This window comes from Methanogenium organophilum (assembly GCF_026684035.1).
GTDB lineage: Archaea > Halobacteriota > Methanomicrobia > Methanomicrobiales > Methanomicrobiaceae > Methanogenium > Methanogenium organophilum.
In genome coordinates, this window is sequence record NZ_CP113361.1 from 970,274 (window position 1) to 994,064 (window position 23,791).

23 protein-coding genes and 1 pseudogene are annotated in these 23,791 nt (G+C 46.3%); 1 reads left to right on the top strand and 23 read right to left on the bottom strand.

Going from position 1 to position 23,791, the window contains the following annotated elements; genetic code table 11:
• Nucleotides 1–720: 720 nt before the first annotated feature.
• The 6 genes and pseudogenes from OU421_RS04995 to OU421_RS05020 form a co-directional block, all read right to left on the bottom strand.
• Nucleotides 721–2,856: a metallophosphoesterase family protein gene (locus OU421_RS04995; protein ID WP_268187508.1), complete on the bottom strand. Its 2,136-nt coding sequence runs from the start codon at nucleotides 2,854–2,856 to the stop codon at nucleotides 721–723.
• Nucleotides 2,853–5,315 (bottom strand): ORC-CDC6 family AAA ATPase, encoded by a 2,463-nt coding sequence (locus tag OU421_RS05000; RefSeq protein WP_268187509.1) that lies wholly within the window; start codon nucleotides 5,313–5,315, stop codon nucleotides 2,853–2,855. The genes OU421_RS04995 and OU421_RS05000 overlap by 4 nt, the downstream gene beginning before the upstream one ends.
• Before the next feature lie 357 nt (nucleotides 5,316–5,672).
• Nucleotides 5,673–6,797, bottom strand: a complete 1,125-nt coding sequence (locus tag OU421_RS05005) for a DNA methyltransferase (RefSeq protein WP_268187510.1) — start codon at nucleotides 6,795–6,797, stop codon at nucleotides 5,673–5,675.
• A 223-nt stretch (nucleotides 6,798–7,020) separates the two neighbouring features.
• The gene (locus OU421_RS05010) at nucleotides 7,021–7,173 is read right to left on the bottom strand and encodes a hypothetical protein (RefSeq protein ID WP_268187511.1); all 153 of its coding nucleotides are present in this window, start codon (nucleotides 7,171–7,173) and stop codon (nucleotides 7,021–7,023) included.
• 8 nt (nucleotides 7,174–7,181) lie between these two features.
• Nucleotides 7,182–7,472 carry a hypothetical protein gene (locus tag OU421_RS05015; RefSeq protein WP_268187512.1) on the bottom strand — a complete coding sequence of 97 codons (291 nt, stop codon included), beginning with the start codon at nucleotides 7,470–7,472 and terminating at the stop codon, nucleotides 7,182–7,184.
• Nucleotides 7,473–7,548: 76 nt separating this feature from the next.
• Nucleotides 7,549–7,819 (bottom strand): annotated as a pseudogene (locus OU421_RS05020) (V-type ATP synthase subunit D); the annotation flags it as partial.
• A 69-nt stretch (nucleotides 7,820–7,888) separates the two neighbouring features.
• Here OU421_RS05020 and OU421_RS05025 point away from each other — a divergent pair.
• Entirely contained in the window at nucleotides 7,889–8,053 is a 165-nt protein-coding gene (locus OU421_RS05025; protein ID WP_268187513.1) for a type II toxin-antitoxin system HicB family antitoxin, read from the top strand.
• A 158-nt stretch (nucleotides 8,054–8,211) separates the two neighbouring features.
• On the opposite strand, the gene OU421_RS05030 is transcribed toward OU421_RS05025, so the two are convergent.
• The 17 genes from OU421_RS05030 to OU421_RS05110 form a co-directional block, all read right to left on the bottom strand.
• The gene (locus OU421_RS05030) at nucleotides 8,212–8,550 is read right to left on the bottom strand and encodes a hypothetical protein (protein WP_268187514.1); all 339 of its coding nucleotides are present in this window, start codon (nucleotides 8,548–8,550) and stop codon (nucleotides 8,212–8,214) included.
• Between the two features lie 258 nt (nucleotides 8,551–8,808).
• Entirely contained in the window at nucleotides 8,809–9,450 is a 642-nt protein-coding gene (locus OU421_RS05035; protein ID WP_268187515.1) for a hypothetical protein, read from the bottom strand.
• A 63-nt stretch (nucleotides 9,451–9,513) separates the two neighbouring features.
• Entirely contained in the window at nucleotides 9,514–10,143 is a 630-nt protein-coding gene (locus tag OU421_RS05040) for a V-type ATP synthase subunit D (RefSeq protein WP_268187516.1), read from the bottom strand.
• A 6-nt stretch (nucleotides 10,144–10,149) separates the two neighbouring features.
• Nucleotides 10,150–11,532 (bottom strand): V-type ATP synthase subunit B, encoded by a 1,383-nt coding sequence (locus tag OU421_RS05045; protein ID WP_268187517.1) that lies wholly within the window; start codon nucleotides 11,530–11,532, stop codon nucleotides 10,150–10,152.
• Nucleotides 11,529–13,286: an ATP synthase subunit A gene (locus OU421_RS05050; RefSeq protein WP_268187518.1), complete on the bottom strand. Its 1,758-nt coding sequence runs from the start codon at nucleotides 13,284–13,286 to the stop codon at nucleotides 11,529–11,531. Before OU421_RS05050 ends, OU421_RS05045 begins: the two co-directional genes overlap by 4 nt.
• Nucleotides 13,277–13,579 carry a V-type ATP synthase subunit F gene (locus OU421_RS05055; protein WP_268187519.1) on the bottom strand — a complete coding sequence of 101 codons (303 nt, stop codon included), beginning with the start codon at nucleotides 13,577–13,579 and terminating at the stop codon, nucleotides 13,277–13,279. Before OU421_RS05055 ends, OU421_RS05050 begins: the two co-directional genes overlap by 10 nt.
• A gap of 5 nt (nucleotides 13,580–13,584) precedes the next feature.
• Nucleotides 13,585–14,643, bottom strand: coding sequence for a V-type ATP synthase subunit C (locus tag OU421_RS05060; RefSeq protein WP_268187520.1), 1,059 nt, complete (start codon nucleotides 14,641–14,643; stop codon nucleotides 13,585–13,587).
• Between the two features lie 18 nt (nucleotides 14,644–14,661).
• Complete coding sequence (locus tag OU421_RS05065) at nucleotides 14,662–15,240, bottom strand: V-type ATP synthase subunit E family protein (protein WP_268187521.1); 579 nt, start codon at nucleotides 15,238–15,240, stop codon at nucleotides 14,662–14,664.
• 12 nt (nucleotides 15,241–15,252) lie between these two features.
• On the bottom strand, nucleotides 15,253–15,501 hold the full coding sequence (locus OU421_RS05070) for an ATPase (RefSeq protein ID WP_268187522.1): 249 nt from the start codon (nucleotides 15,499–15,501) through the stop codon (nucleotides 15,253–15,255).
• A 3-nt stretch (nucleotides 15,502–15,504) separates the two neighbouring features.
• A complete protein-coding gene (locus tag OU421_RS05075) occupies nucleotides 15,505–17,481 on the bottom strand; it encodes a V-type ATP synthase subunit I (protein WP_268187523.1) in 1,977 nt (658 codons plus the stop codon).
• Nucleotides 17,474–17,797 (bottom strand): ATPase, encoded by a 324-nt coding sequence (locus tag OU421_RS05080; protein ID WP_268187524.1) that lies wholly within the window; start codon nucleotides 17,795–17,797, stop codon nucleotides 17,474–17,476. Before OU421_RS05080 ends, OU421_RS05075 begins: the two co-directional genes overlap by 8 nt.
• Nucleotides 17,798–18,030: 233 nt before the next feature.
• Nucleotides 18,031–18,522 carry a hypothetical protein gene (locus tag OU421_RS05085; RefSeq protein WP_268187525.1) on the bottom strand — a complete coding sequence of 164 codons (492 nt, stop codon included), beginning with the start codon at nucleotides 18,520–18,522 and terminating at the stop codon, nucleotides 18,031–18,033.
• A gap of 126 nt (nucleotides 18,523–18,648) precedes the next feature.
• Nucleotides 18,649–19,119 (bottom strand): hypothetical protein, encoded by a 471-nt coding sequence (locus tag OU421_RS05090; RefSeq protein ID WP_268187526.1) that lies wholly within the window; start codon nucleotides 19,117–19,119, stop codon nucleotides 18,649–18,651.
• Complete coding sequence (locus tag OU421_RS05095) at nucleotides 19,116–19,268, bottom strand: hypothetical protein (protein ID WP_268187527.1); 153 nt, start codon at nucleotides 19,266–19,268, stop codon at nucleotides 19,116–19,118. Before OU421_RS05095 ends, OU421_RS05090 begins: the two co-directional genes overlap by 4 nt.
• Before the next feature lie 57 nt (nucleotides 19,269–19,325).
• Nucleotides 19,326–19,913: a hypothetical protein gene (locus OU421_RS05100; protein WP_268187528.1), complete on the bottom strand. Its 588-nt coding sequence runs from the start codon at nucleotides 19,911–19,913 to the stop codon at nucleotides 19,326–19,328.
• Nucleotides 19,914–19,926: 13 nt separating this feature from the next.
• Nucleotides 19,927–21,864 (bottom strand): type II secretion system F family protein, encoded by a 1,938-nt coding sequence (locus OU421_RS05105; protein WP_268187529.1) that lies wholly within the window; start codon nucleotides 21,862–21,864, stop codon nucleotides 19,927–19,929.
• The gene (locus tag OU421_RS05110; protein WP_268187530.1) at nucleotides 21,861–23,693 is read right to left on the bottom strand and encodes a type II/IV secretion system ATPase subunit; all 1,833 of its coding nucleotides are present in this window, start codon (nucleotides 23,691–23,693) and stop codon (nucleotides 21,861–21,863) included. The genes OU421_RS05105 and OU421_RS05110 overlap by 4 nt, the downstream gene beginning before the upstream one ends.
• Between the last annotated feature and the right edge of the window lie 98 nt (nucleotides 23,694–23,791).

The following is a 23,791-nucleotide window of genomic DNA, read 5'->3' on the forward strand; positions in this document are numbered from 1 at the left end:
ATAGCAGCGGGGCCTGAGTGAGAAGTCAGAAGTCTGTGGTGGTGTTGTCACCTGCGTGCGTGTTTGTGTGTTTGCACGCCCTTCTGCCAGCCGGTTCCCCGGTGGCGGCTGGCATATGAAGGTATTACCTTGGGTAATATAAGTCTGACTTTACCGGGGAGATGGGATGGGGTTGGAGGAGAGGTAGAAATTATTGGGGACGCAGGAGGACGCATCTCAAAAGAGAGAATGGAACGATTCGGGAAAGGGCATTAAACAGGAACAGGGGTTTCTTTCGACACAGAGAGATAAGGATAACGGTAGTATGGTGGTGAAAATCTATGGGAAGAGGCGAAGGTGGTGGACGCAGCCCAAATGATAACGGTCCATGAATCCAAACAACGAAACATACCATGCGGCGATGGATAAACATGCGGACCAGTTGAACCCCAATAATGAGAGATACCAAGGGGATGAGGACTGAAGTTCTCATTCTTTTTTCGTGTGATGATTTTTATTTTTACACACATAATTCACCGAAAAACCAAGCCCATTTTATTACCCTTCATGCTTGTCATCATCCCCTAATTTGTGAACGGCGTGATCTCTTGAAATATAACCTAGATAACTCCCAAGACGAAATTGTTGATAGGTGTTTGCAAACAGATACCATATTTCGACATCACGATCCTGCCAGGGCTTATTGTAAATCGAAGAATTAATGATATAATTAAGGGATATTTAATCATCTAAGTGGATATAATATCGAGGATCTGGATTGTTAATATCACCCCAACGTGAATCAGCTGACCAAGCCCCATCCGGTTCTTCTTTTTTTCGAGTTTCTACAGTAATACATTGTAAAGTTGGATCATATCTTAATAAATTATATTGAAGAGGTATGCCAGGGATTTGTTCTTTAACAGGAGCACCAAATGTCCCAGCACCAATAAAAGTAATATTTCTATTACCCCGATTGCGAAAATTATAACTTGCTTTATGAATATGCCCATGTAAACAAATTTTGAAACCGTTATCTGCTAATAGTTCTTGAATCTCTTCATTTTCAATCATCTCCCTGCCTGTAAGAGGATGATGCAATACTCCAATTTTCAGCCAACCATCATATTTTGGACCAATAATTTGAGAGATGGCCTTTGATAATGCATCCGTGTTTACATGTGATCTATTTCTATGTGGTTCATAATGATCAATATTCCAAGATGAATTAAGAGCCAGGAAAAGAATATTATTATCCGGAAATGTGCTTATAACACCTTGATCAATATATTCCAGAGGGTAATACGTATCATAAATTGGAAAATGGAAATGGTTGCTAAAATTATCAAATCTATTCTTGTAACAGTTTTCATCTTTTAATAAAACTCCATTGCTATCCCCAGGAATGAATGAACCCCGTTCTAAATTAGGGGGGCAACTCTCATATTTGGTATATTTATACGCTTTTTCCGAAATACCCCAATTTAGATCATGGTTACCAGGAACAACGATAATCTGTTTGCGGTTCAGATCAATTATTTCCATCAATTCTTCTATTAAAAAAATGGCTGCCTCATATTCTTCTTGAGTCGAATATGTACCAATATCCCCTGAAATAATTAAAAAATCAATTTTTTGAATTTTAAGATTATTTAGTAAATCAGTCACAAGTTGAACAGAATATTTTCGAGAATCACTTTTTGTTCCAAGATGGATATCTGATAAATGAAGAATATGAATTAGTTCTGAGTTGTCTTTTTCTATTTTTTGTTTTAATTGGGTTACCTGATATTTATTATATTTTTCAAGTTTTTTTACAAAATCAGAATAATTGCAGAATTCCAAATGCCAGATCTTCGTATACCCTTCAGAATAGTCCTCCGCAAATTTTTTAACAATTGGATATACTAATTGAATTTCTGGATGCATTCGATTAAAAACAAAAACTCCAATTGTCTGCAATTTACTTCCCGTAGGGGATATTACACACTTGTGTGAATACTTATAGTCATTATAAATACCCTCCAATATTTTTACTAATTCAATATACTCAAAAGTTCTTGCCTCTTTATGATGTATGTGTTTAATATTGCCAATTAATGATTTCTCAATTCTTTCATTAACCCAGCGAATAGCATCCGATCGCCATTCATTCACACTATTGTGCGGGACACCCTCAATTTCAATTAAGTATTGAGGATTCATTTCATTCAACAATGCCCCTAATTCTTGATGATTAAATGTTGGAAAAGCGATCATCAATAGAGGACTGCCTGCCATAGTAATACTAGACAATTCGTTTATACAAACCAATTTATAAATGTCCTTGGTTAGGAAAGTCGGAAGAGGTAATGGATAGTTATGATTTTCTTTTTCACTTAGAAATTTTTCTTGGGTCGGGTGATAAATTTCAGCTTCGGAGTAAATAATATGAATATTTCCTTGAAAATTCGATAGTAAATTTAAAAGAAAGATGATTAAAAACTTTGAAAAACTACTAACATCGATTATTATATCATTTGTGCTATTGATCACTTTTTGAATTTTATTAAATTCACTATAAAATGTATCAGGGTTTACTCTATTATAATTCAACCATTCCATTTTATTTATTGTGAGTGTATTGGCCAAATCACCAAATTCAGTCTCTCGATTTTTGGGGTTATATGGTTCATATTTAATGCCAAAAACATATGCAAATTTTTTATTCCTTAATGCCATTTTATTGAGAAATGCAAAACCTCTATCTTCAAAACCTGCAGCTCCAATAAAAATAGCATCCGTAGGAATATTGCTGGTTCTTAATTCATTTATTGATGGTAAAACCTCATCGAAATATCGACTAGCTTGTTCAGAAATTTCTCCAAATTCAGTCATAGATATTTACTCAACTTATTACTGCCAATCCCTTTTTTGCATCTATCACTTTCCATATATGATTCAAACTCACTTGGATTATTTAACAAAAGATTTAATTCTTCAGTATCGAGGCCAATATTATCTCTTTTAGACGGTGATAATCTAAATGTGGGAATCAACAATTTTCTCAAATAGAGCCTCGGCGCAACAACACCCCGTTGGCTTTTCCCCCTAGAATCCTTAATAAAAATCGAGTAACGTAAAAGCCCATCATATATTTTTTGAGACTTTTCGTCTAGGGTAGGACGTTCACGCATCTCTATTCTATATGCTTGCCAAGGAGGGCTTTTTGTTTGATTTTTAGAATCCTTATGAACTAAGTACCAATGTGCAACATTACCAAAGGCCTCAGTAACTTCTCTTAAATCTTGCCCAATATCTGGAACCATTTCAATTTTATCTAAAAATTCATTACCCATTTCTTTAACTACTTTATTTTGTTTTGCTGCATCGATTGGCAATTTAACATCTGGAGTCATAAAAGCTTTTAATCCCCCATTTGATTCAAAAATACGTTTAATTAGCGATAAAATTTGAGCAACATCACCCGAGCATAATCCCATAATTACTTGATGCCCAGAATAAATTTCATGTTTTCCTTCTCTAATTTGTTCTGCCATATGGACATATATTTTCAGAGGGCTATCTCCTAATATCTGTTCAATATTGTGATATTTCTCGTGGATCTCAGAATTTTTTAATCGGTTATTAACAACTTCATATAAGAAATCTTTTCCAGCTTCCTCATTACCAAGGAATATATCTCCAAAATCAACTGTCAGATACTCTCGACCTTCTTCCAATAATTTCTTTTTTGAGTTATATGGATGGAAAGATATGAAACTCTCTGTTGACACTTTAAAGAAATATTCTGAGCCTGCGCTTGGGAAAAAGATGAAATCATGCAATGTTTCTTGCAAATCTATTGAAATGCTGGGTGAAGAATAATCATCTAAAAAGAAATAAATAACCCGCCCCTTCATCCAATGGATTTCATTCTGTAAAAGTTTACATACATTTTTTAAAAAATCCATTGGTAATAGATCTGGTTGGTTATTTTTATTATCACCAAACCATTGTCTTAATATTACTTTTTCTCCTAAAACAAAGGCGATTAAATGTTCAATTACATTTGTTCCGCAGGGAGGGACTGTATATGAAGAAACATATTTCGAGAACAATTTTTGCAATGTATATATTGTATTTTGATCTAATTCAAATCCCTCAATATCCTTTGCGACATTAAGTAGATCTAAAATCTCAGAAAAAATTGATAAATTAAAATAATGAATAATACCCCTTCTTTCATCATCTGCAATATAACCATTCAAATATGGAAATGCAAAATATAAATCATTGCAATGGTAATAAATACCGATATAATCATCTGAAAAATCATCTAATTTTTTCACTTTATTTCCTAAAATTTGTGTTTTTAGGCTAATATTTCTAAATATTGTTGTTTTTCCACAACCCCTCGGACCAGTCAAAACGGTATTATTTTTTGAAAGAAGAGATGAATAGATTGGGAAATTTTTTGAATATAATAACTGCAAAAGTTCAAAAGAATCACCAATATCTTCGCACCTTAAATAATCAAAAGGATCCGTAAGTTTTTGCATCGTTGAGATATTTTTTTCTTTATATTTTTCAGGAATATGGTAAAGAAGTGAAAGTAATTTCAAAGGTTTCCGGACATAGTCACCTTCAACAGTAGGATCTGTTTCTAATACTTTTTTTGTGAGAAAATCCTCAATAAAGACATCATAAAAATATCTGTCTTTCCCATCCAATATGGAGTAGTCAATAACTTCAAGTAGCGATTGGCAAATCAAGGCAAATTGGCTATAATCATCCTTTAAGACTAAATTATCTAGGTGTCCCAATTTAAAATCAAAATCAGTTACTTTAAGTGTGGGAATATCCGGATTAATCGTAAATGGATCATGTAATATTAAAATATTGTTTCCATTCAAGAAACCATGACTATTTATCCCAATTTTTTCTATTGCAACAAATAATTGTAACATCTGGTCAGCAAACAATTTTATAAATGGTATCGTAATATTTTTATTATTGCCACTGACATATTCCAAAAGAGATTTGCCTTCAAGGTATTGAGAAAATACACAAATTATAGATTTATTTTCTAACTTTATTTCTATTGGATCATTATAATATAATATTTGAGAGATTCCTTCTAATTTTCGGGCATTTATTTTTATTTTGGAATTACAATCGTTTTTTAATAAGTCTTTGGGGATCAATTTACACAGTACGTAAATATTTTCAGTTTTGTTATATGCCCTATATACAACTCCTAACAATTCTCTTCGAATCTCACTTTCAAGGGTATATCCATCAATTTCTACCCCCACATATTCATTTTTTAAGGGATGCCACTCATTTGTCATCATTTTTCACCTTTTAATTTTTTGACCATCTCCACTTTGAAGTGTTCTTTGATATTCTGAAAATAATTATCCAAAGAGAACAATGAGCAATATTTTTAATTTTTATGATTACTTATTTATACCACTATTTTCAATTATGATTATTTCCACATATGAGTCTTTCTAATTGAATCCTCATTATCACATGAGCGGATCCACTCAAAAATCCCAAATATCACAATAAGTAACGGAATATTCCAACAACAGCTCTCTTTTTATTTTTTTATGTGCAACCCATTTTTCCACAGTCTATTTCTTTACAAATAATGTACTCCACAATTCTTACTCCTTAGAATAGATTCATAGGAATTTTTAATATCATCATCTTACCTTCCGAATTACCACAATCCATTCTTTTTTTGTACAATTACATTCCTTCCGAACCCTACGAATGTCTGGAACTATATCTTCAACGGCATCACAAATTTCCAAGTTTCCAATTTGATCTGTTACTTCTACTAACGCTTGTGCAGTGCTGTATGAATGCTTCGTCCTTTTCACATTCCCAACAACAAATACAAAATATCCATTTTTTTTAATTGCTGGATAAAGATTACTCAGAGCATCCTTCATTAAAATTTTAAATTCTCCAATATTTCGTGGATTGGATTGATCGATTTCTTTAAATTGACTAATACCTAAAAACCATAATCTTAGACGATTATCTCGTGCATAATCTAATGCGTTCATATATGGGGGGCTTGTTATCACGGCATCGATAGATTCATCTTCCAAGTTAATTTTTTGAGCAGATTCTAATAAACAAGCTCTATTTAATGAAAAATCCAGTTCGGGAAATTTACGATATGATCGAACAATTTTCTTAATAATCCTTGATTCAAGATCCCTATATTCATATAATTCAGGGAATTGATCTTTTGGAAATTTTTTTGTACGCAGATATGGAACCATATGACTTGCAGGGTAAGAAAGGAACCCAGGTCGTTGATGATGGATAATGCCAAGAAGATTCGCCCTTATAAAATATTCATTTGATGTTCGCAATAACGTGTTAAAGGCGATGCATTCCTTCAGTGTGTCTGGATGATAGAAATCTTTCACCCAATCAGGAATATTAGATAACGAAGTATTATTTGAGAGTATTTTCATCGACGATAAATAATCCCATGTTTTTTCTAAAGCCTCTTCAAGTGATTTATATGGATGCAATTTTGCACATGTTAATGTATAGGCGTATGGATTTATATCACAAGAAACAACATTTCTGCCCAAAATCCAGCTTTCTAAAGGGATAGTTCCAGATCCTGAAAACGGATCCAAAATCGTATCCTTTGGTTTCGAGAAGGTTTGAACCAATTTTTTTGCAAAAGCTGGTTTAATCTTACCAATGTAAGGTGAGATTTGATGGATATTACAATCTTGATTTTGTGTATATCCTGACCATTCAATCGGATTTAACCCAAAATTATTCTGATCAGTAATCATTGTCAAATTCTCACTACCTGTATCACAAGTTAGATGATATTCATTTGAGTTAACACTACAATGTAGTTGTCATTCTTAATTATAAAAAAAGAGTGGCAAATTATATTCCAACGAAAGTGGGATGAATAAAACCATCATTGTCAATCAGCCAGCTACGAGTCAATCCAAAAATCAAGTCAGATATTTCTCACGACAATTGTTATTCCCGATTAAACAACCAAAATTAACGGGAATTCGGCTCGCTCTTCACTAACCGCAATGCTTCCCTGATGAGCTCACGACCGGCTTCGGTATCATCAGGATTCTCCATGTATTCATGGAATGCACGTGCGTTATCCCCTTCCAGGGACAGACCAAATTCAATTTTTGTTGCCATTTCACGCCTCATATAATTGAAAATACAGTTTTTAGCATTTTTATAATGACTATGGCAAAACCCAGATATACCAATGAACCTGCAAAATCGCCCAAAGCCTGAGTAAATGCAATTAATCCATGCAGTAATTCAAATATTTCTTGAAGATCAGAATTCCCCGATACAATATTCTCAAATAATGATTCAATCAGGGAAAAATGCAGATCATCAAAGACGCCGGTGATTTGATCCAAAACCTCTGAAAACAGAGAAGACAACAACCCTTCCAGCCAATTCCAAATTACCTGACCATATCCCATGATCGATAAAATAGCAACCTTCAGTTAATATCCTTCCCGTCGCAGGGTGAAAGTAATACAATCAAAAAAAAAGAAATCAGGCCTTACTCTTCGCCTTGATCTTCTTCAGGCAAACGTTTTCGTCCCGTTCCATTTCGCGGGGCCACATTTTGATGAATGCAGAGGCCTCCTTGAGCTCCGGGATAACCGTGAACCAGAAGTGCGTTGACACGGCGTTTCGTGCTCTCGATTTCGTTTAAGAGACGCTTCATCGTCGTCTCAATCCCAGCCGCCCGGATGATCTCGTCGACCAGTTCCTCGAAGGCACTCGCGGTCTCATCAATGACTGCGGAGGTGCCGAGCACGCCAAGAATGCAGACTCGTCAAAGAGATATACTGAAACCTTATCATCTAAAAAATGCAGATACCAACTACCAATGACTCAGTTCAGTGTCATCGTTGAAAAAGACGAAGACGGCTATTATGCTCATGTGCCCGCACTTCAAGGGTGTTATGCTCAGGGTGACACCTATGAAGAAGCCATTGAAAATATCAAAGATGTAACAAAATTGCATCTCGAAGATTTGACTGAATCAGGATAGGAAATCCAAAAAAGATCAGATTATTCTTACAACAACAGGAATTTCCGAATTGAACCACCATATATATCCATACCAAACGCATCCCCACCGGGTTTCGGATTGGATTATTGCAGATCACCTTTCGCATAAGCCGCCCCTTTCCTATATTCGATTTTGTATCAGATTGTGCTGTTACCGAATTCTGCATCAGGCTGTACAGTTCCGTTTTCATACGGATTCACATACGGATTCAAATACCGGATTAAATACCTATCTAAATCAGGTCCTCGGGCTCCCTCAACGGTGAAAACATCAGAACCATTAACCCATATCCTGGCATCATATTTCGATTCAAATAATTCGAATACGTATTTATGCTCGACAATTAAAGCCCCGGTACGATTATTTCCGAACTGATGTAACTCAGTACCGGTCTCTAAATAACTATAGCTACACAAAAAAACGATTACAACTAAAATCACCAGTATATAAGGCGGCAACCTTGGTTTAATAATCATACAATGAAAAATCCATTTCTCACCTGATATATCTTGCTAATTAAATAATGAATTAAAAAAAAGAAAATCAGGCCTTACTCTTCGCCTTGATCTTCTTCAGGAGAACAAACTTCCCGTTCCATTTCATCAGGCCAGATTCCTGATCCAGCGTCATATGCACACACGTTGAAAAAATTTGATTTATAATCCGATACCCCGGACACTAAATCCGGATACCGGCAACAGATCAAACAGATACGGGAGACTGACCATATTTATCTATTGATCTGAAGGCATCGGGACGATCCCCTGTATTTCGAACGGCAACCCTGTTGATGGACTGAGTTCAAGTTTGAATTCGGTATCCGGGGTCAGGGGATGGGGAGGCTTCACGTATACGATAAACCTGTCGCCATCTTCAAGAAGCAGATCATCGTGACCGGTATCAGGGGCATGCGTATCAAATGCAGTCCATTCTCCTGGAGATATCATTAATTCTGAATAGACAGATGCTGCTGAATAATCCAGCACTTCAACAGAATCTGATGTACTAAGCGTGCACTGAACAGAACGGAAATCTACGGGTTCTTTTCCGATGGAGAGTCTAAATATACATACAATAATCGAGACATTCCCCTCATCGTTACTGTCATACATGCCATATACATCCCCGGAACCATCCAATGCTGATACTTCCCCGACAACACCGGTAACAATGGCATTTTCATTTTTAGCGAGGACGACCGAGGTAGGTTGAGCTATTGTCTGATCAGTCGATTGAGCCGTGACAGGTTCACCCGACACAGTATTTCCTGCCTGATCCCCCTCAGAGCCTATTTCAGTACACCCACAGCCCGTTGAAACAACAATCCCAAGAAAAAGCAATGACAAGACAAGCAGCGATATTCTATTATCAGCCATACAGTGAGAGATTCATTTCCCACCCGATATATCTTGCCAATTGAATAATCAAAAAAAAGAGAATCAGGCCTTACTCTTCGCCTTGATCTTCTTCAGGCGAACGAGTTCGTCCCGTTCCATTTCGTCAAGCCGCATTTTGATGAATGCAGAGGCTTCCTTGAGCTCCGGAATAACCTTGAACTCAAGTGCGTTGACACGGCGTTTCGTGCTCTCGATTTCGTTTAAGAGACGCTTCATCGTCGTCTCAATCTCAGCGGCCCGAATGATCTCGTCGACCAGTTCCTCAAAGGCACTCGCAGTCTCATCAATGACTGCGGATGTCCCGAGCACGCCATAGCCGCGCTCGGCAAGGTTCTTCTGGACCTTGGACGACTCGATCTCAGGGACCACAACGCCCATGATGTTCTTCTGTTTCAAGGTGAGCTGGGGTTTCTCGCGGACAGACATTGCCGCCGCTTTGACCCCGATTGCTCCCTCAATAGTGTTTGCAAGGGCGATCATCTGCTGGGCACGCTCGTACTTATCGCCGACAGCGTCCCGGCTTCCCTTCGCCTCTTCCAGCACCTTGAAGAACTCAAGGATCAGCCCGTCGCGCTTCATTTTAAGGATGTTATATCCACGCTCCGAGAGCTTGACCCTTCTCTTGAGGTTAATAAGCTCGGACCGTGTTGGTTTCACATCTTTCAGCGCCATGGGTGATTATGCCCCCTGTTTGCGGTACTTCGGGTGGTATTTCTGAATCAGGTCGCGGTCGATACGGACCAGGAGCTCTTCCGGCAGCGTGGACAGGAGTTCCCATCCAAGGTCGAGTGAGTCCTCAATCGTCCGGTTCTCGTCATGGCCCTGGCGGACAAAGCGGTTCTCGAAGTGGTCAGCGAACTCAAGGAGCAGCTGGTCACGTTCTGATAACGCATCCTTACCGACAATCGCCACAAGTCCACGGAGATCCTGTCCTTCCGCATAGCCTGCATACATCTGGTCAGATACCTTCTTGTGGTCGTCACGGGTCTTCCCTTCGCCGATACCGGCGTTCATCAGCCGTGAGAGGGACGGAAGAACGTTGATTGGCGGGTAGATACCCTTGCGGTGGAGTTCACGGTTAACCACAATCTGGCCTTCCGTAATATATCCGGACAGGTCAGGAATCGGGTGGGTGATATCGTCACCGGGCATCGTCAGGATGGAGAGCTGGGTCACAGACCCCTTCTCGCCCTTAATAAGACCGGCACGCTCATAGAGCGATGCAAGATCGGTATACATGTAACCCGGATATCCACGACGTCCGGGCACTTCCTCACGGGCCGCTCCGATCTGACGGAGAGCCTCACAATAATTGGTCATATCGGTGAGGATAACAAGCACATGGTAGCCAAGCTCGAATGCAAGGTACTCAGCGGTTGTCAGTGCAAGACGCGGGGTGATGATACGCTCGACTGCAGGGTCATCTGCAAGGTTCAGGAACACCACAGCGTGTTCGAGAGCACCGGTGCGCTCGAAGTCAGCCATGAACTGGTTCTCTTCTTCCTTCGTGATACCCATTGCAGCGAATACCACCGCAAACTCTTCAGTTGAGCCGGGCACACGTGCCTGACGGGCAATCTGCAGAGCGATTTCGTTGTGGGGCAGACCGGATCCCGAGAAGATCGGGAGCTTCTGGCCGCGCACCAGCGTGTTGGTCGCGTCAATCGTGGAGATACCGGTCTGGATGAAATCCGCAGGTGACTGGCGTGCGTACGGGTTAATTGCCGCACCGCCGATGTCGAGGCGCTTCTCCGGAACAATCTCCGGGCCGCCGTCCTTTGGCTTACCTGCACCGGAAAGGATACGTCCGAGCATGTCACGGCCGACAGGCATCTTGATGGTCTCGCCGGTGAAGCGGACACCAGAGTCCTTACCGATACCGGCAGTAGACTCGAAGACCTGAACAACCACGAATTCGTCAGACGAATCGAGTACCTGACCACGCTTCACTGTACCATCTGACTGGACAATGTTCACGAGCTCTTCGTACCCGACCGGCTCGGTCTTCTCGACAAAGACAAGCGGGCCTGCGATCTTGTTGATCGTGCGGTATTCTTTCATCTCTGGTATGCCTCCTTGAGTTTCGCCACTTCAGCTTCCATCGCCGTGTTAATCTTGGCGATGTCAGCCTTGTAGTCCTTCGTGAACTTGATCTGCGGCAGGTCGTTCTTCGACGTGATCGTGATGACCTTTGCAGGCGGCACGCCAAGCTTCTGGGCGCCGTATGCGAGATCTGCGTAGATCTTGATGGACTTCATGATGTCGTACTGCTTTTCAGTCGAACAGTAGGTGTCCACCGGGTCGAATGCGTTCTGCTGCAGGAAGATCTCACGAAGCATACGTGCGATTTCAATCGTGACCTGCTCTTCGTCAGGCAGTGCGTCTGAACCGACGAGCTGCACAATCTCCTGGAGTTCTGCTTCCTTCTGGAGGACTTCCATCGCCCAGACACGCAGACCGTTCCACTCCGGCGACACATTCTCATCATACCATCCGGACAGGGTGTCCAGGTAGAGTGAGTATGAGTTCAGCCAGTTGATTGCCGGGAAGTGACGGCGCTGGGACAGCTTTGCGTCCAGTGCCCAGAAACACTTCACGATACGCAGCGTGTTCTGTGTAACCGGTTCTGAGAAGTCACCACCGGGCGGGGAAACCGCACCGATAACGGTAACAGATCCGGACTCCATGTTGAGGGTATCGACACGACCGGCACGCTCATAGAACTCGGAGAGACGGGCTGCAAGGTATGCAGGGTATCCCTCTTCACCGGGCATCTCTTCAAGACGGGAAGAAATTTCACGCATTGCTTCTGCCCAGCGTGAGGTTGAGTCTGCCATCAGTGAGACATCGAATCCCATATCACGGAAGTACTCTGCGATGGTGATACCGGTGTATACACTTGCTTCACGTGCGGCAACAGGCATGTTGGACGTGTTTGCAATCAGCACCGTTCTCTCCATCAGAGGCTTTCCGGACTTCGGGTCCTCAAGCTCAGGGAACTCGGTCAGAACTTCGGTCATCTCGTTGCCACGTTCACCGCAGCCGATGTAGACCACAATCTGTGCGTCAGACCACTTTGCCAGTGCCTGCTGGGTAACCGTCTTTCCTGATCCGAACGGACCCGGAATTGCGGCGGTACCGCCCTTTGCAATCGGGAAGAGACCGTCGAGGATACGCTGACCGGTAACGAGTGGAATGTCCGGGTTCTTCTTTTCCGTAACCGGACGGGGCACACGCACAGGCCAGACCTGCATCATCTTAATCTCTTCACCATTGTCGAGGGTACAGACCACTTCATCAATGGTGTACTCACCGGACTTGATCTCAGTTACCACACCGCCCTTGAAGTTCGGGGGTACCATGATCTTGGTGAGAATGTTTGTCTCCTGTACTTCACCGATGACCGCACCCGGCCCAACGGTGTCGCCCTTCTTGACGGTAGGGACAAATTCCCAGAGCTTCTCATGTGAGAGACCTGGTGCTGACACACCACGCTCAATGAAGTTGCCCATCTTGTCAACAAGGACCTCCAGCGGACGCTGGATACCATCATAAATACTTGTCAGAAGGCCCGGTCCGAGCTCGACAGCGAGAGAGAGGCCGGTGTTCGAGACAGGTTCACCTGGTCTGATACCTGAGGTGTTCTCGTACACCTGGATGATGGTTTTGTCGCCCTCAATCCTGATGACCTCGCCCATAAGCTGCTCGTCTCCGACCTGCACCACATCATACATGTGTGCCTCAAGACCGACTGCGGTGACAACCGGCCCGGAGATGCGCTTAAGTATTCCGTTTGAATTTCCTTTCACTTCCACAAATCTACACCCACTGCTCTCTTAATTTTCTCACGCATCGACACCCCGCCGACCTCTCCGCCGATTGACACGACGGTCGGCCTGACAGACTCGCCAAGCTCTGCCTGCAGGCGCTCGGGAAGGCGTCCCATATCGCTGCCGCGGATGACCAGTATTGCCACTGTCTCATCTGCCATCAGCCGGGTAACGGCATCCGTGAATGAAGCGTCATCCTCGGCGGCCACGGTCTTTTCAACGCCCGCGAGCCTGAACCCAAGAATGAAATCGCTGTTTCCGACTACTGCTATCTCCATTGCTACTACACCACCAGGAACTCGGCAATCGTCTCTCCGGGAAGCCCGGATTCCTTGCCACGGGCAATCGCCCGGAGGTTTGCAACCTCATAGCGCTTGCGCTTCAGGTAGACAAGTGTCGGGCAGATGGAGAACGGATATCTCTTTGAGATGCGGTCCATCTGGTCGAGCATCACCCGTGTGAGTGCATTCTCCATCTCATGAAGCGGCATCGACTTGTCAGCCGCGTCCATCAGCTCACCGATGGGGCCTTCGGGATACCGCTTCTTGATACCTTCAAGGATCTCCTCGATACTCTCTGAAGCGGCAAGGCGCACCAGTTCATCAACAGAGAAACTGCCGCCTGTGACCATCAGCTCACGGACATCCTGCCGGACACCGCCCTTGTAGAGGCGAATCACGGTCTTGATGTTCATGAGATCGATTTCAAGCCTCAGATAGTCGCGGAACGGCTTACCGCCCCGGACACCGCTTGCCGTCTGCTTGAAGACATAGCGGTAGAACTCCTTGAAAAGCTCATTTTCGAGATCGCCAAATGTACCCTTCTCCATTGCGGCAGGGAATTCACGCTCGAGAACCGGGTAGAGGGACCACGAAGAGAGGGCCTCTACAATACGCTCGGGGGAATCCTCTGCGAGGAGACGGTCGAGAACGACACGGTCAAGACTGCCTGCAGGGATAAGGACCTCTTTGATCTTCCCCGGACGGACCCCCTGGGTCTTTCCGCGAAGGATCGTGAGGACATTATAGATATCCCAGTGCTGCAGGTAACTTGCCGTGAACTTCTTGATCACGCCGGGCATGATACCGAGGACATTCTGGAACTCTTTTGCAAGATTCCAGGAGAGTGCCACCTCAATGAGGTCCAGACCGGAGAACGATGAGGCAAGCTCATCAATCTCTGCCTTGTACTCCGTCTCCTCGATAGCACGGGTGATCTCGGGCAGGCTCATATTGAGCATCCGCATGTATTCGTCGTGGCCGATCAGCTTTGATTTGCGCACACGCATACGGGTGCTCGAGTAGATGTAGGGAGCAGGGCCAGTTGTGCTAACTGAACTCATGTTTATATCCCCCCATACCTACCCAAACAGGATATCTGATGCATCCTTTAATCCGGATTCCCATACTTCAGAGACGTAGGTGGAGTAACTGTAGTCAAGCTGCAGCGCTCCGTCAGCACTCTCTGCGATGATACCGCCGGTGATGTCTTTTGTTCCTGCCAGTGAGAACCCGGACAGGGTCTTCAGGCTCGAGAGCGCGTCCTCGACTGCACGAACATCACGTTCGTTGCAGTAGTAGACACCTTCGCCAAGCTCCTTTGCCGCTGCCTTACAGAGTTCGCGGATGGCCTTCCGGTGGAATTCATCCGGCAGTGCCGCAATATCTGCGACAACCCGGTTGTAAACCTCGTCGAGGACATCCTTCTGGGCATTGAGAGTTTCACGCTTCACGGACAGATTGGCGGCGGCGACCTCCTGGGCCATGATATAGCCCTGCTGGCGGTTCGCTTCCTCCTCTGCTGCCGTCTTGATAGCGATGACCTTCTCCTGTGCCTCTGCAAGGATTGCGTCAACTTCTGCCTTGGCTTCGCTCTTTATTGCTTCGGACTCCCTGATGCCCTTGTCCCTGATCTCACCGACTACAGCATCCAATGCCATATTCGTCAGTCCTCAGAATAAGAGCAGGAGTGCGATAACAAGACCGAAGATAACGACTGTCTCAGGGATAACCGTAAAGAGCAGTGCGAGACCGAACATCTCTTTATTCTCTGCGGTTGCTCCGACTGCTGCACCACCAATACCAAGCTGTGCAAGACCGGTACCCATACCGGCAAGGCCTACTGCGAGACCTGCACCAATTGCCTTGAATCCAACTGCCGATGCTTCTGCTACTTCGATGGTCATAGTTTCAACTACCATATTTTAATCCTCCGTAAATTTGCGTAATTTTCCAAATGGTTTGTATTTTCTGCCTCCACCCTTGTAGAACTTGGTGAAGAATTCGACATAGTGTAGACGAATTGAGTGTAACCCGCCACCCAGAATACCAAGAGCGGTATTGAGCGTGTGGCCGATCAAAAATACCACAATTCCAACTAAGATAAGAATGACTCCGACAACACTCAGGTTTGCCAGCTGCGGATCGATGATCAGTTCGATTGCGATATAGTTTGTAACCATTGCAATCGCAACAGAGGAAAGACCTACTGCGGCAAGACGGGTGTATGACAGCACGTGGCTGACAATGGTCGGAAGCTCCATTAACTCAAGCACTGAATCCTGCCCGATACCAATCACTCCTATGACAATAAGAATGGCACCAGCCATACCGAACCCGTTGAATCCCATAAAGACAGCAGGGTATCCGGCGAGAACAGGCATTAACGGCATCTCAAAGAGAGACCACAGAATCAGGAGTATACCCCACATTGCAAGAATCCAGCCAAACTGGCCGAAGATAACTTTACTCCGGTGTTTGCCGGGCTTAATCATCCGTGAAGCATTGTACATGTGGAGTGCGCGTCCAAGTGTGATGTGAAGAATACCGATCCAGGCGGTAAGAACGAGCATAAGCACTGCATCCGGCCCATGGCCGCTTGCATGACTGCCGATATTTAAGTGACGGTTGATACCGATCGGGTCCCACGGAAGGGCAAACCCTAAGAACTCACTATATAGCAGACCAAAGATGATACTCGAAATACTTGCGTTTCTAAACACATCGAGGAGCTGTTTTCCTGCACCTTCTTTCAGGTATCTCCGGAGATAATACCCGAGTGCAAGGAGAATAATACCGTATCCGACATCACCAAGGATAAAACCAAAGAATATCGGGAAGACGATAGAGACCAGAATGGTCGGATCAAATTCATTGTACTGAGGACGTGAATAGATATCCATCAGCATTTCTGTCGGCTTCGAGAAATCAGGGTTATGATACTCGACCGGCACTGCATCTTCAATGGGGTCATACTCGACCTCTGAAATGAAGATCTTACCGCCGGTTGCCGACTGCAGATCTGACGTGAGTGCCGCTACGGTGTCCGTAGGAACCCACCCTTCTGCTACAAACGTTTCTTCTGTGGTGGCGAACCGAAGCGGTGCTTCCGCACGCTCCACTTCTGCCGTGAGCAGCTCATCGCATGCCACCAGAAACGCTGCGTTTTTCTCTTTCTGGGCGGAAATGCGCCCGGAAACCGCCTCAAGTTCCTTCTCAAGACGGGTAATCTCATGAGTATACCACACTGTCCGCTCCCCGGCGGTGCCATCCTCGTCCGGAATCGAAAGGGGCTGGTACCCTGCGTCGAAGAGTTCGCGTTCGGCCTCTTCTGCCGCGTCACGGGGAACAACTGCTATCAGCAGATTGCTCTTGTCATAGGCAACAGAGAACGTCTCATTCGGAACACCAAGACTGACGGGTGCGGGAACAAGTCCTGCATAAACTACAAAATTCTCGAAACCCCTCAGGTCGGCAAGATTCGCCGGAAATGCGGTAAATGGTTTCAGTTCTGCAACCCGTGTCTCGTAATCACGAATCGTGTTCTCAAGAGAGAGCCGTTCCTCGGAAAGTTTCGCCGCTTCCTCTTCAACAGCCTGCAGCTCACGCTCAATGCGCTGCTGGACCTGGGATGCCGGCACCTTCGTTTCACTCGAATCCATACCCTGGGGAGAAACACCATAGATGTTCTCAATCGACCGGATACGGACGAGTTCTGATGAGGATTCACTCGCTCCGGGAAGAGGCATGCCAATTTTACATCCCTCAAGACCCTGTGCATCTGATTCGACAAAATCTTCGATATCGAAGACATTGTGGCGGTACAACTCACGTACTACGGCTTCAAGCTGATCTTTTGACGCTGCTATGAGCAGCCGGCTCATTGTCTGTGTGTCAAACATTGAGCTTCACCTTGAACTGGTTCACGAGCAGCTCGACCGCCCCTTCAAGGTTCTTTTTTGATTCTGCCCGCACCGATGCAGCCTGTTTTTCACCATCTGCGATGATAACAGCCGCTTTTTTCTCGGCGTCAGCGTGTGCGTCGCTAATCCGCTTAGCTTTGTACTCTTCAGCACCTTCAGTCTCTTTCGCAATCAGATTTTCAGCTTCAACCCGCGCATCGGCAAGCATTTTTGCCTTCTCTGCACGAGCAGCCTGAATCATGGATCTGCTTTCTTCTTCTGTCTTTTTGATGCTCTGTAAGACCTCAGTCTTCATCAATCCCTCCTCTCACGGCAATACAATAACTCATGAAAAGGAAATGTATTAATGGTTGTTATTTTCAGCCCGTATCAGACACAATTTCCTTTTTCAGATAACTGGTATTTCGGCATCTGTTTAAGAAACAAAAAGAGAATCAGGAATTTTAACGAACACCTCACCGGATGAGGTGTGCTACCGGAAGGGGAGGGACTTCCCTTCCGGAGTATTCAGGCGTGCATACCGCCACATCATTCGTGATACCAGATATTCACAGCGGTTGTCACCGGACGGTTCTCCGAATTCAGCAGAGCGATCGTGAGGTCGCGGTCACCCACATACGTGTAGGTGCCGGATGTAACATCCTCATAGGTTGCAACCGCATAATAGTCACCGGAATTTGTCATCATTTTGGTCTTAAAATTCACCAGCTCATCCGGCGTCAAAAAGAACAGCGTAAGAGGGCCCGATGCATCAACCTCTACCCGCAGGGCCTGGAAATACTCCCCGTTTTTGTTGGGTTTATAGGACTGAAACTCCCCCAGTCTCCCAATTGAGACACTGCCTTCACGCCAGATTGTCCAGCCCTCGTTCCCCTCTGCAATATCAGGTGTCGGCGTCGGATCCGGAGTGATCACCACAACCGACATATCAGTACCTTCCCCCGTATCCGTACAGCCGCATGCCACACAAAAAGCGCATATGACTGCCGCTGCACAGAATCCACCTATGATCCTCTTCATCTGTTCACCACTTCACAGAATCTGGGTTAATATCCGGGTTAATTAAGTATACGCATCAGTGCAAACAGACCGCGCCCACGCCTTCGGAGTCACCGGCACCGAATTATTGCCGAAATCCGCGCCGTACTACAGGGACAGGGGCCCCGGTGGAAAGAGAAGATACTCCATTCGGTTTGGATCAAATCCCTCGATGCAGACACACTCCCCGTCTGCTGCCATCCCCAGTCCGGAGAGCTCTCCTGACGAACAGATCACATCCTGGTCCGGGTGGGTGCCGCGGATAATATCCGCCTTCGGCATAATGGCAGGAGCAACCGAGATCACCATCCGCAGACGGGATGAGCCGGGATGCCCTTTGGGAAGCACCACCATCGGCTGACGATAGGTCCGCACCAGTTCACACAGCATTCGTGCCTGTTCGGGGTCACCACCCTCCGGGGCGGACACCACGATAAGGTCTCCCCGGTGCACCCCCTGAAACACCTCTGCGTCATTCGTCTCAATGGGCAGGGCAAAGGTATCAGGCGCTCGGGCAACCAGAAAAAACGATGATTCTCCACGGATGAGAAGATATCCGCAGGAGAGAGGGACCCTCATACTTCCGTCACATTCTCGGACTGGCATGACGGGCAGACCGGATGGCGGCCGACCGCCTCAAACACCGCCCCACAGTCATTGCAACGGTATTTCTTTCCCTTTAACCCTTCATCCAGTTCTACATCAATTGGTCCGCCGGTTGAACACATGCGTTATCACCATCCATTTTATGCCACGTACGAATATAAGGCTAATGCCCGTGGGCCTCAGACGAGGATCATGACCGGATCAGTCTTGGACGGTGCAACGCCTGCAAACCGCCAGGAACCACTGTCGGGGAGAATGACGGTCAGCACAAATTCACCCTTCACCGGTATCTCCTGCCCCTCCGGCAGAGAAACTTCAATCGTAAACCGTTCATTATCTTCTAAAAAGAGGTCTTCCTCTGCTGCTGCAGGCATCCTGCGGATGATGCCCCAGGTGCCCGCGAGAGGCGCATCCGTTACGAGCGGGTCCGCAGCAGCAATCGCCACAATATTGTCCGGTGTTGCCACACTCACCTGCACGCGGGAGAAATCAATCATATCACTGCCCGCGGGGATGACAAAGGTCACCCGCAGCGCACCAAGACTCTCTCCCCGTTCCACCCCGTGAATGCTGCCCGTCGTTACCACAGTTGTGCCCGCTTCGTTGACCCCCTCTTCCGCCACCGAACGGGTCTTTTCCGCAGAAAAATATCCGAGATTTAAGATAACCATGGCAAGGACGGATGCCGCCACTACCGCGGTAATCAGGATGATGGCCGCCTCAATGCCCATCATACCGTCTTCATCCGTTGTTCTCTGCCACCTCATGATATCTTTCGCCTCAGAATGCCAGATTAAATATGACGAGAGTGATGATGAGCATAACCACCGTATGCTTCACCCCCGCCTTCACCGACCCCTCACCCATCTGCCCCGCAATCAGGCCGGAGAAGAAGGCATTAATCAGGCAGGCATGGAAAAGCAGCCGGGAGATGATGACCAGGGTGCCGGACTCAACGATGGCAAGCATGGAGTCCGGTACATTCTGCATCCCTTCACCTGCTACCAGCTCCTCCAGAATGGAGAGGAAGTTCCAGTCCAGTACGACCACGACAAACACAAATACCGCAAAGGCGAGGTAGATGACGATGATGTAGATGATCATGTCAGAGAGACGTTCGCGTTTCAGTGCCTCTGACATCCGTGCATCATTTGCGGCAATCGAGAGCACTTCCGCGATATCCCCCGTCATCTCACTCGCTTTGGTGATCAGTGTCACGTTCCGGGCAATCGCGGCCGTCTGGACCCGGTGTTCAAACCGGATGAGAGCATCCGAGAAGACACCGCCCCAGTCAAGGTCGCGTTTAATCCGGCGAATCTCATAGGATATCAGTCCCAGATTCGTCTTTTCCAGGACAGATATGGCCCGTGCCGGTGTCAGACCGACACGGTTGATGCCCGAGAGGCGGGAGAGGAATTCCGGAATACTCGCCTCAATCCCGCGGACCTTTCGTCTCCATAATTCATGAATACCGGCATAGGGCATAAGGACGATAAGAAATGCAATGATCAGGTGATCATCGACCACTCCCAGATACACCTCAATGTCCTGATACTGCGGCACCACGAGGTAGACAAAGGTGAGATAGATGAGCATCAGGGGAACTGTTACCAGAAATGTCCGGTTCACATCGACCAAAAACCAGTCAAGGGGATGGCGCACAAATTCCCAGACCTTTCTCCAGCGATCATTGTGATAGAGTGTTTCAAAGAGACCCTCTTCGCCCTCGCGTTTTACAACCCGCACGTCCCTGAACTCACGGAGCACCACCTTCCGTGTCACCCGCCGCACATCATCGGTGTGCATGGATATCATATCCACAAAGATGATGAAGATCAGGGAACCGATGGGAATGAGCCCGTAGACAATCACCGTCAGCTGGACAACGGAAGTCTGCCCCATCAGCCCCACCACCACCATAATGATGATCAAAAAGAGGGGGCCTGCGACAAAGAGCGTCACATATGACTCTGCCACCAGTTGCAGCGTAGAGAGAAACTGCTTCTGCTGGAACCGGGCATCATCCTGGTACACCCGCACCCGCGACTCCAGAAAACCCGCTACATTCCCTCCCGATTCGATGATCGAGACAAAGTCCTCGAGAAAGTCCTTCATCTGCTCTGAAGGGGTGGTTAACGAGAGGGTGCGAATCGCATTGACCACGTCAGACCCGAAATACTCGGTGTCACGCACCACCTGCCGGCATTCATACGCCACTTCCCCGTAGACATCTGCATTTTCCGAGAGGGATTTAAAAATCGGAAGGATCTCAGAACCCCCGCGGCGCATCGCATACATATAGCTGACCGCATTGTGCAGGCTCAGGTTGATACGGACGGCCCGGTTATCCTTCATCATTGTGGGATAGCGGAGCAGCAACTGGTAGATACCGAGTGAAGCAACAGCAAAAAAGACGACCATTACAAGACTGCGCTGCACCATCTCCGGCAGCGTCGGCTGGGTGATGGTGAACGAGGGGATGGTTGTACTAAAGATATTGACGATGCCGGTCTGCACCTCGGGGAAGAAGAGCAGCATCGCAACCAAATACCCGAAAATTCCGATGACTGCCCCAAAAGCAACAGAGATCAGCACACAGTAGGTGAGATACTGCTCAATAGTAAGCCCGGTGCGTGCGGAGAGGAGGTCTTCACGCACAGAACGATACTTTGCCGGACGGCGCCCGATGACCCAGTGAGCATACCTGTCGATGATCATATCACTGCCTGTTTCAGGTCGTCAATCGAGGATAGTACAGAGTCAGCATCTATATCATAGGCCCTGAGAATGCGTGAAACCGTGATGTAATTCGTAATATCCTGATCCTTCATTGCATTCAGAACCTGTATCCGGCGGTTCACCTCAGAAGTAAGGTTCTCATACGTCCAGCCACGCTGTTCCATGATTGCCGCATAGACGATAGAACGGCCGCTGAAGCTGAATACATCGGTAACCGGATCATACTCAAAGACCGTATTCACCCGGAGATTACCGGTGCCGGAGTCAATGCCCGCGATCTCCACGATCTCTGTTGACCGCCTGACCCGCTCCCGCCCAATGTAGGTGAGTGCCTGGATGCTCACGATGTCGAGCGCCTGCACCATATTTCGCGGCACATTGAGCGGCTGGTTTTCCAGCCGGTGAATAGCGGAGTCCACATCATTCGCATGCATCGTCGAGAAGGTGGTGTGGCCCGTGTTCATTGCCTGGAAAAGTGTCTGCGCTTCATTGCCACGGACCTCCCCCACGATGATATACTCGGGCCGCTGGCGCATGGCAGCCTTCAGGAGGTCAAACATATCGATTTTCGCCGAGGATGTATCCGTGATCGCGTCCCGGGTGACCGATGCAATCCAGTTCTCGTGATAGAGCGTAATTTCACGGGTATCTTCAATGGAGACAACCTTGGATAGTTGGGGGAGGAACAGTGAGACCGCATTAAGGGATGTCGTCTTTCCGGATGCCGTCCCGCCCACAAAAAGGAGGTTTTTATTATTCTCGATGGCCATCCAGAAGTAGGCAAGGGCCTCCGCAGAGAAGGTGCCGCGGGTCATCAGCTCAACAGGCGAGAACGGCTCTTCACGGAATTTGCGTATCGTAAATGACGTACCACGGGTCGTCACCTCACTGCCATAGGTGAGCTGCAGGCGCGACCCGTCCGGGAGGGTGGCGTCCAGTACCGGATTTGATATGGATACATGCTTCCCGGACCGCTGCGACAGCCGGATGGCAAGCGAGTTCAGGGACTCCTCATCAAACGTGACATTGCTCTTCACATTGCGATAGGTCCGGTGATAGAGAAAGACCGGGACACCGATACCGTCACAGGAGATATCCTCGAGGTTCGGGTCCATCATCAGCGGTTCAAGACGGGCCCAGCCGAGGAAGTTCCGGTTCATATAGTACATCACGCGGTAATACGAAGGCAGGGAGAGGACTACCCCGTAGTCATCGAGAAGACCAATTGTCTTTGAACGGAGCACCACTTCACGGTCCTGCATCACCTCGTCATCGGTGAGAATCAGCACATCGCGGAGGTCGGCGTGGAGCCGTTCCACGATTTCATACTCAAACTCACTCAGTTCCGGTTCATTGAGATGATATTCGTGCTGCCGGGTGACGGTGTTGAGGAGGATCATCACCTCCGAACAACCGGGCACAATCCAGTATTGCTCTACCAGTGTGTAGCCCTGCGGGACATCCGCTGCAACAAGTGACCCGTGAATCTCCATATTATAGGGGTCGGCAGTCTTTTCTCCACGGTGCAGCAGACCTGCAAGAAGCCCGGTACGCATCTTTTTTTGTTTCGCCTTTCCTTTCTTCGGTATTTCGTCCGGAGCACCGGCTCTGTTCTCATCCGGGAATAGATCCAATGAAGAATCTTCCTCCTCTGTATATTCCTTCATTCCCGCTACGGCCTCTTCTGCGGGATCCCCTGCAGCCACGGTTCCGGAAGAACCGGGCATATGTGGCGGAGCGGATACCGGTATAACCGGTGCCGTCAGTTTTTTGTCTGCCTGTGCCAGTTCACTGTCCTCTTCTGCCATATCTAATCCATCTCTTGGGTATTCTCACACAGGAAACCCAAAACAGCTGTTCTTATCAAGACAATTGACCTGCCGTATTATAATAATGTCCCAAACGG

Bases quoted from the DNA above. Each gene is read 5' to 3' on its own strand.
- OU421_RS05080 (WP_268187524.1), bottom strand. From the start codon at position 17,797: ATGAAGACTGAGGTCTTACAGAGCATCAAAAAGACAGAAGAAGAAAGC.
- OU421_RS05045 (WP_268187517.1), bottom strand. From the start codon at position 11,532: ATGAAAGAATACCGCACGATCAACAAGATCGCAGGCCCGCTTGTCTTT.
- OU421_RS05075 (WP_268187523.1), bottom strand. From the start codon at position 17,481: ATGTTTGACACACAGACAATGAGCCGGCTGCTCATAGCAGCGTCAAAA.
- OU421_RS05055 (WP_268187519.1), bottom strand. From the start codon at position 13,579: ATGGAGATAGCAGTAGTCGGAAACAGCGATTTCATTCTTGGGTTCAGG.
- OU421_RS05065 (WP_268187521.1), bottom strand. From the start codon at position 15,240: ATGGCATTGGATGCTGTAGTCGGTGAGATCAGGGACAAGGGCATCAGG.
- OU421_RS05040 (WP_268187516.1), bottom strand. From the start codon at position 10,143: ATGGCGCTGAAAGATGTGAAACCAACACGGTCCGAGCTTATTAACCTC.
- OU421_RS05095 (WP_268187527.1), bottom strand. From the start codon at position 19,268: ATGTGTTCAACCGGCGGACCAATTGATGTAGAACTGGATGAAGGGTTA.
- OU421_RS05010 (WP_268187511.1), bottom strand. From the start codon at position 7,173: ATGGCAACAAAAATTGAATTTGGTCTGTCCCTGGAAGGGGATAACGCA.
- OU421_RS05090 (WP_268187526.1), bottom strand. From the start codon at position 19,119: ATGAGGGTCCCTCTCTCCTGCGGATATCTTCTCATCCGTGGAGAATCA.
- OU421_RS05060 (WP_268187520.1), bottom strand. From the start codon at position 14,643: ATGAGTTCAGTTAGCACAACTGGCCCTGCTCCCTACATCTACTCGAGC.
- OU421_RS05000 (WP_268187509.1), bottom strand. From the start codon at position 5,315: ATGATGACAAATGAGTGGCATCCCTTAAAAAATGAATATGTGGGGGTA.
- OU421_RS05105 (WP_268187529.1), bottom strand. From the start codon at position 21,864: ATGATCATCGACAGGTATGCTCACTGGGTCATCGGGCGCCGTCCGGCA.
- OU421_RS05015 (WP_268187512.1), bottom strand. From the start codon at position 7,472: ATGGGATATGGTCAGGTAATTTGGAATTGGCTGGAAGGGTTGTTGTCT.
- OU421_RS05005 (WP_268187510.1), bottom strand. From the start codon at position 6,797: ATGATTACTGATCAGAATAATTTTGGGTTAAATCCGATTGAATGGTCA.
- OU421_RS05070 (WP_268187522.1), bottom strand. From the start codon at position 15,501: ATGGTAGTTGAAACTATGACCATCGAAGTAGCAGAAGCATCGGCAGTT.
- OU421_RS05110 (WP_268187530.1), bottom strand. From the start codon at position 23,693: ATGGCAGAAGAGGACAGTGAACTGGCACAGGCAGACAAAAAACTGACG.
- OU421_RS05030 (WP_268187514.1), bottom strand. From the start codon at position 8,550: ATGATTATTAAACCAAGGTTGCCGCCTTATATACTGGTGATTTTAGTT.
- OU421_RS05035 (WP_268187515.1), bottom strand. From the start codon at position 9,450: ATGGCTGATAATAGAATATCGCTGCTTGTCTTGTCATTGCTTTTTCTT.
- OU421_RS04995 (WP_268187508.1), bottom strand. From the start codon at position 2,856: ATGACTGAATTTGGAGAAATTTCTGAACAAGCTAGTCGATATTTCGAT.
- OU421_RS05025 (WP_268187513.1), top strand. From the start codon at position 7,889: ATGACTCAGTTCAGTGTCATCGTTGAAAAAGACGAAGACGGCTATTAT.
- OU421_RS05100 (WP_268187528.1), bottom strand. From the start codon at position 19,913: ATGAGGTGGCAGAGAACAACGGATGAAGACGGTATGATGGGCATTGAG.
- OU421_RS05085 (WP_268187525.1), bottom strand. From the start codon at position 18,522: ATGAAGAGGATCATAGGTGGATTCTGTGCAGCGGCAGTCATATGCGCT.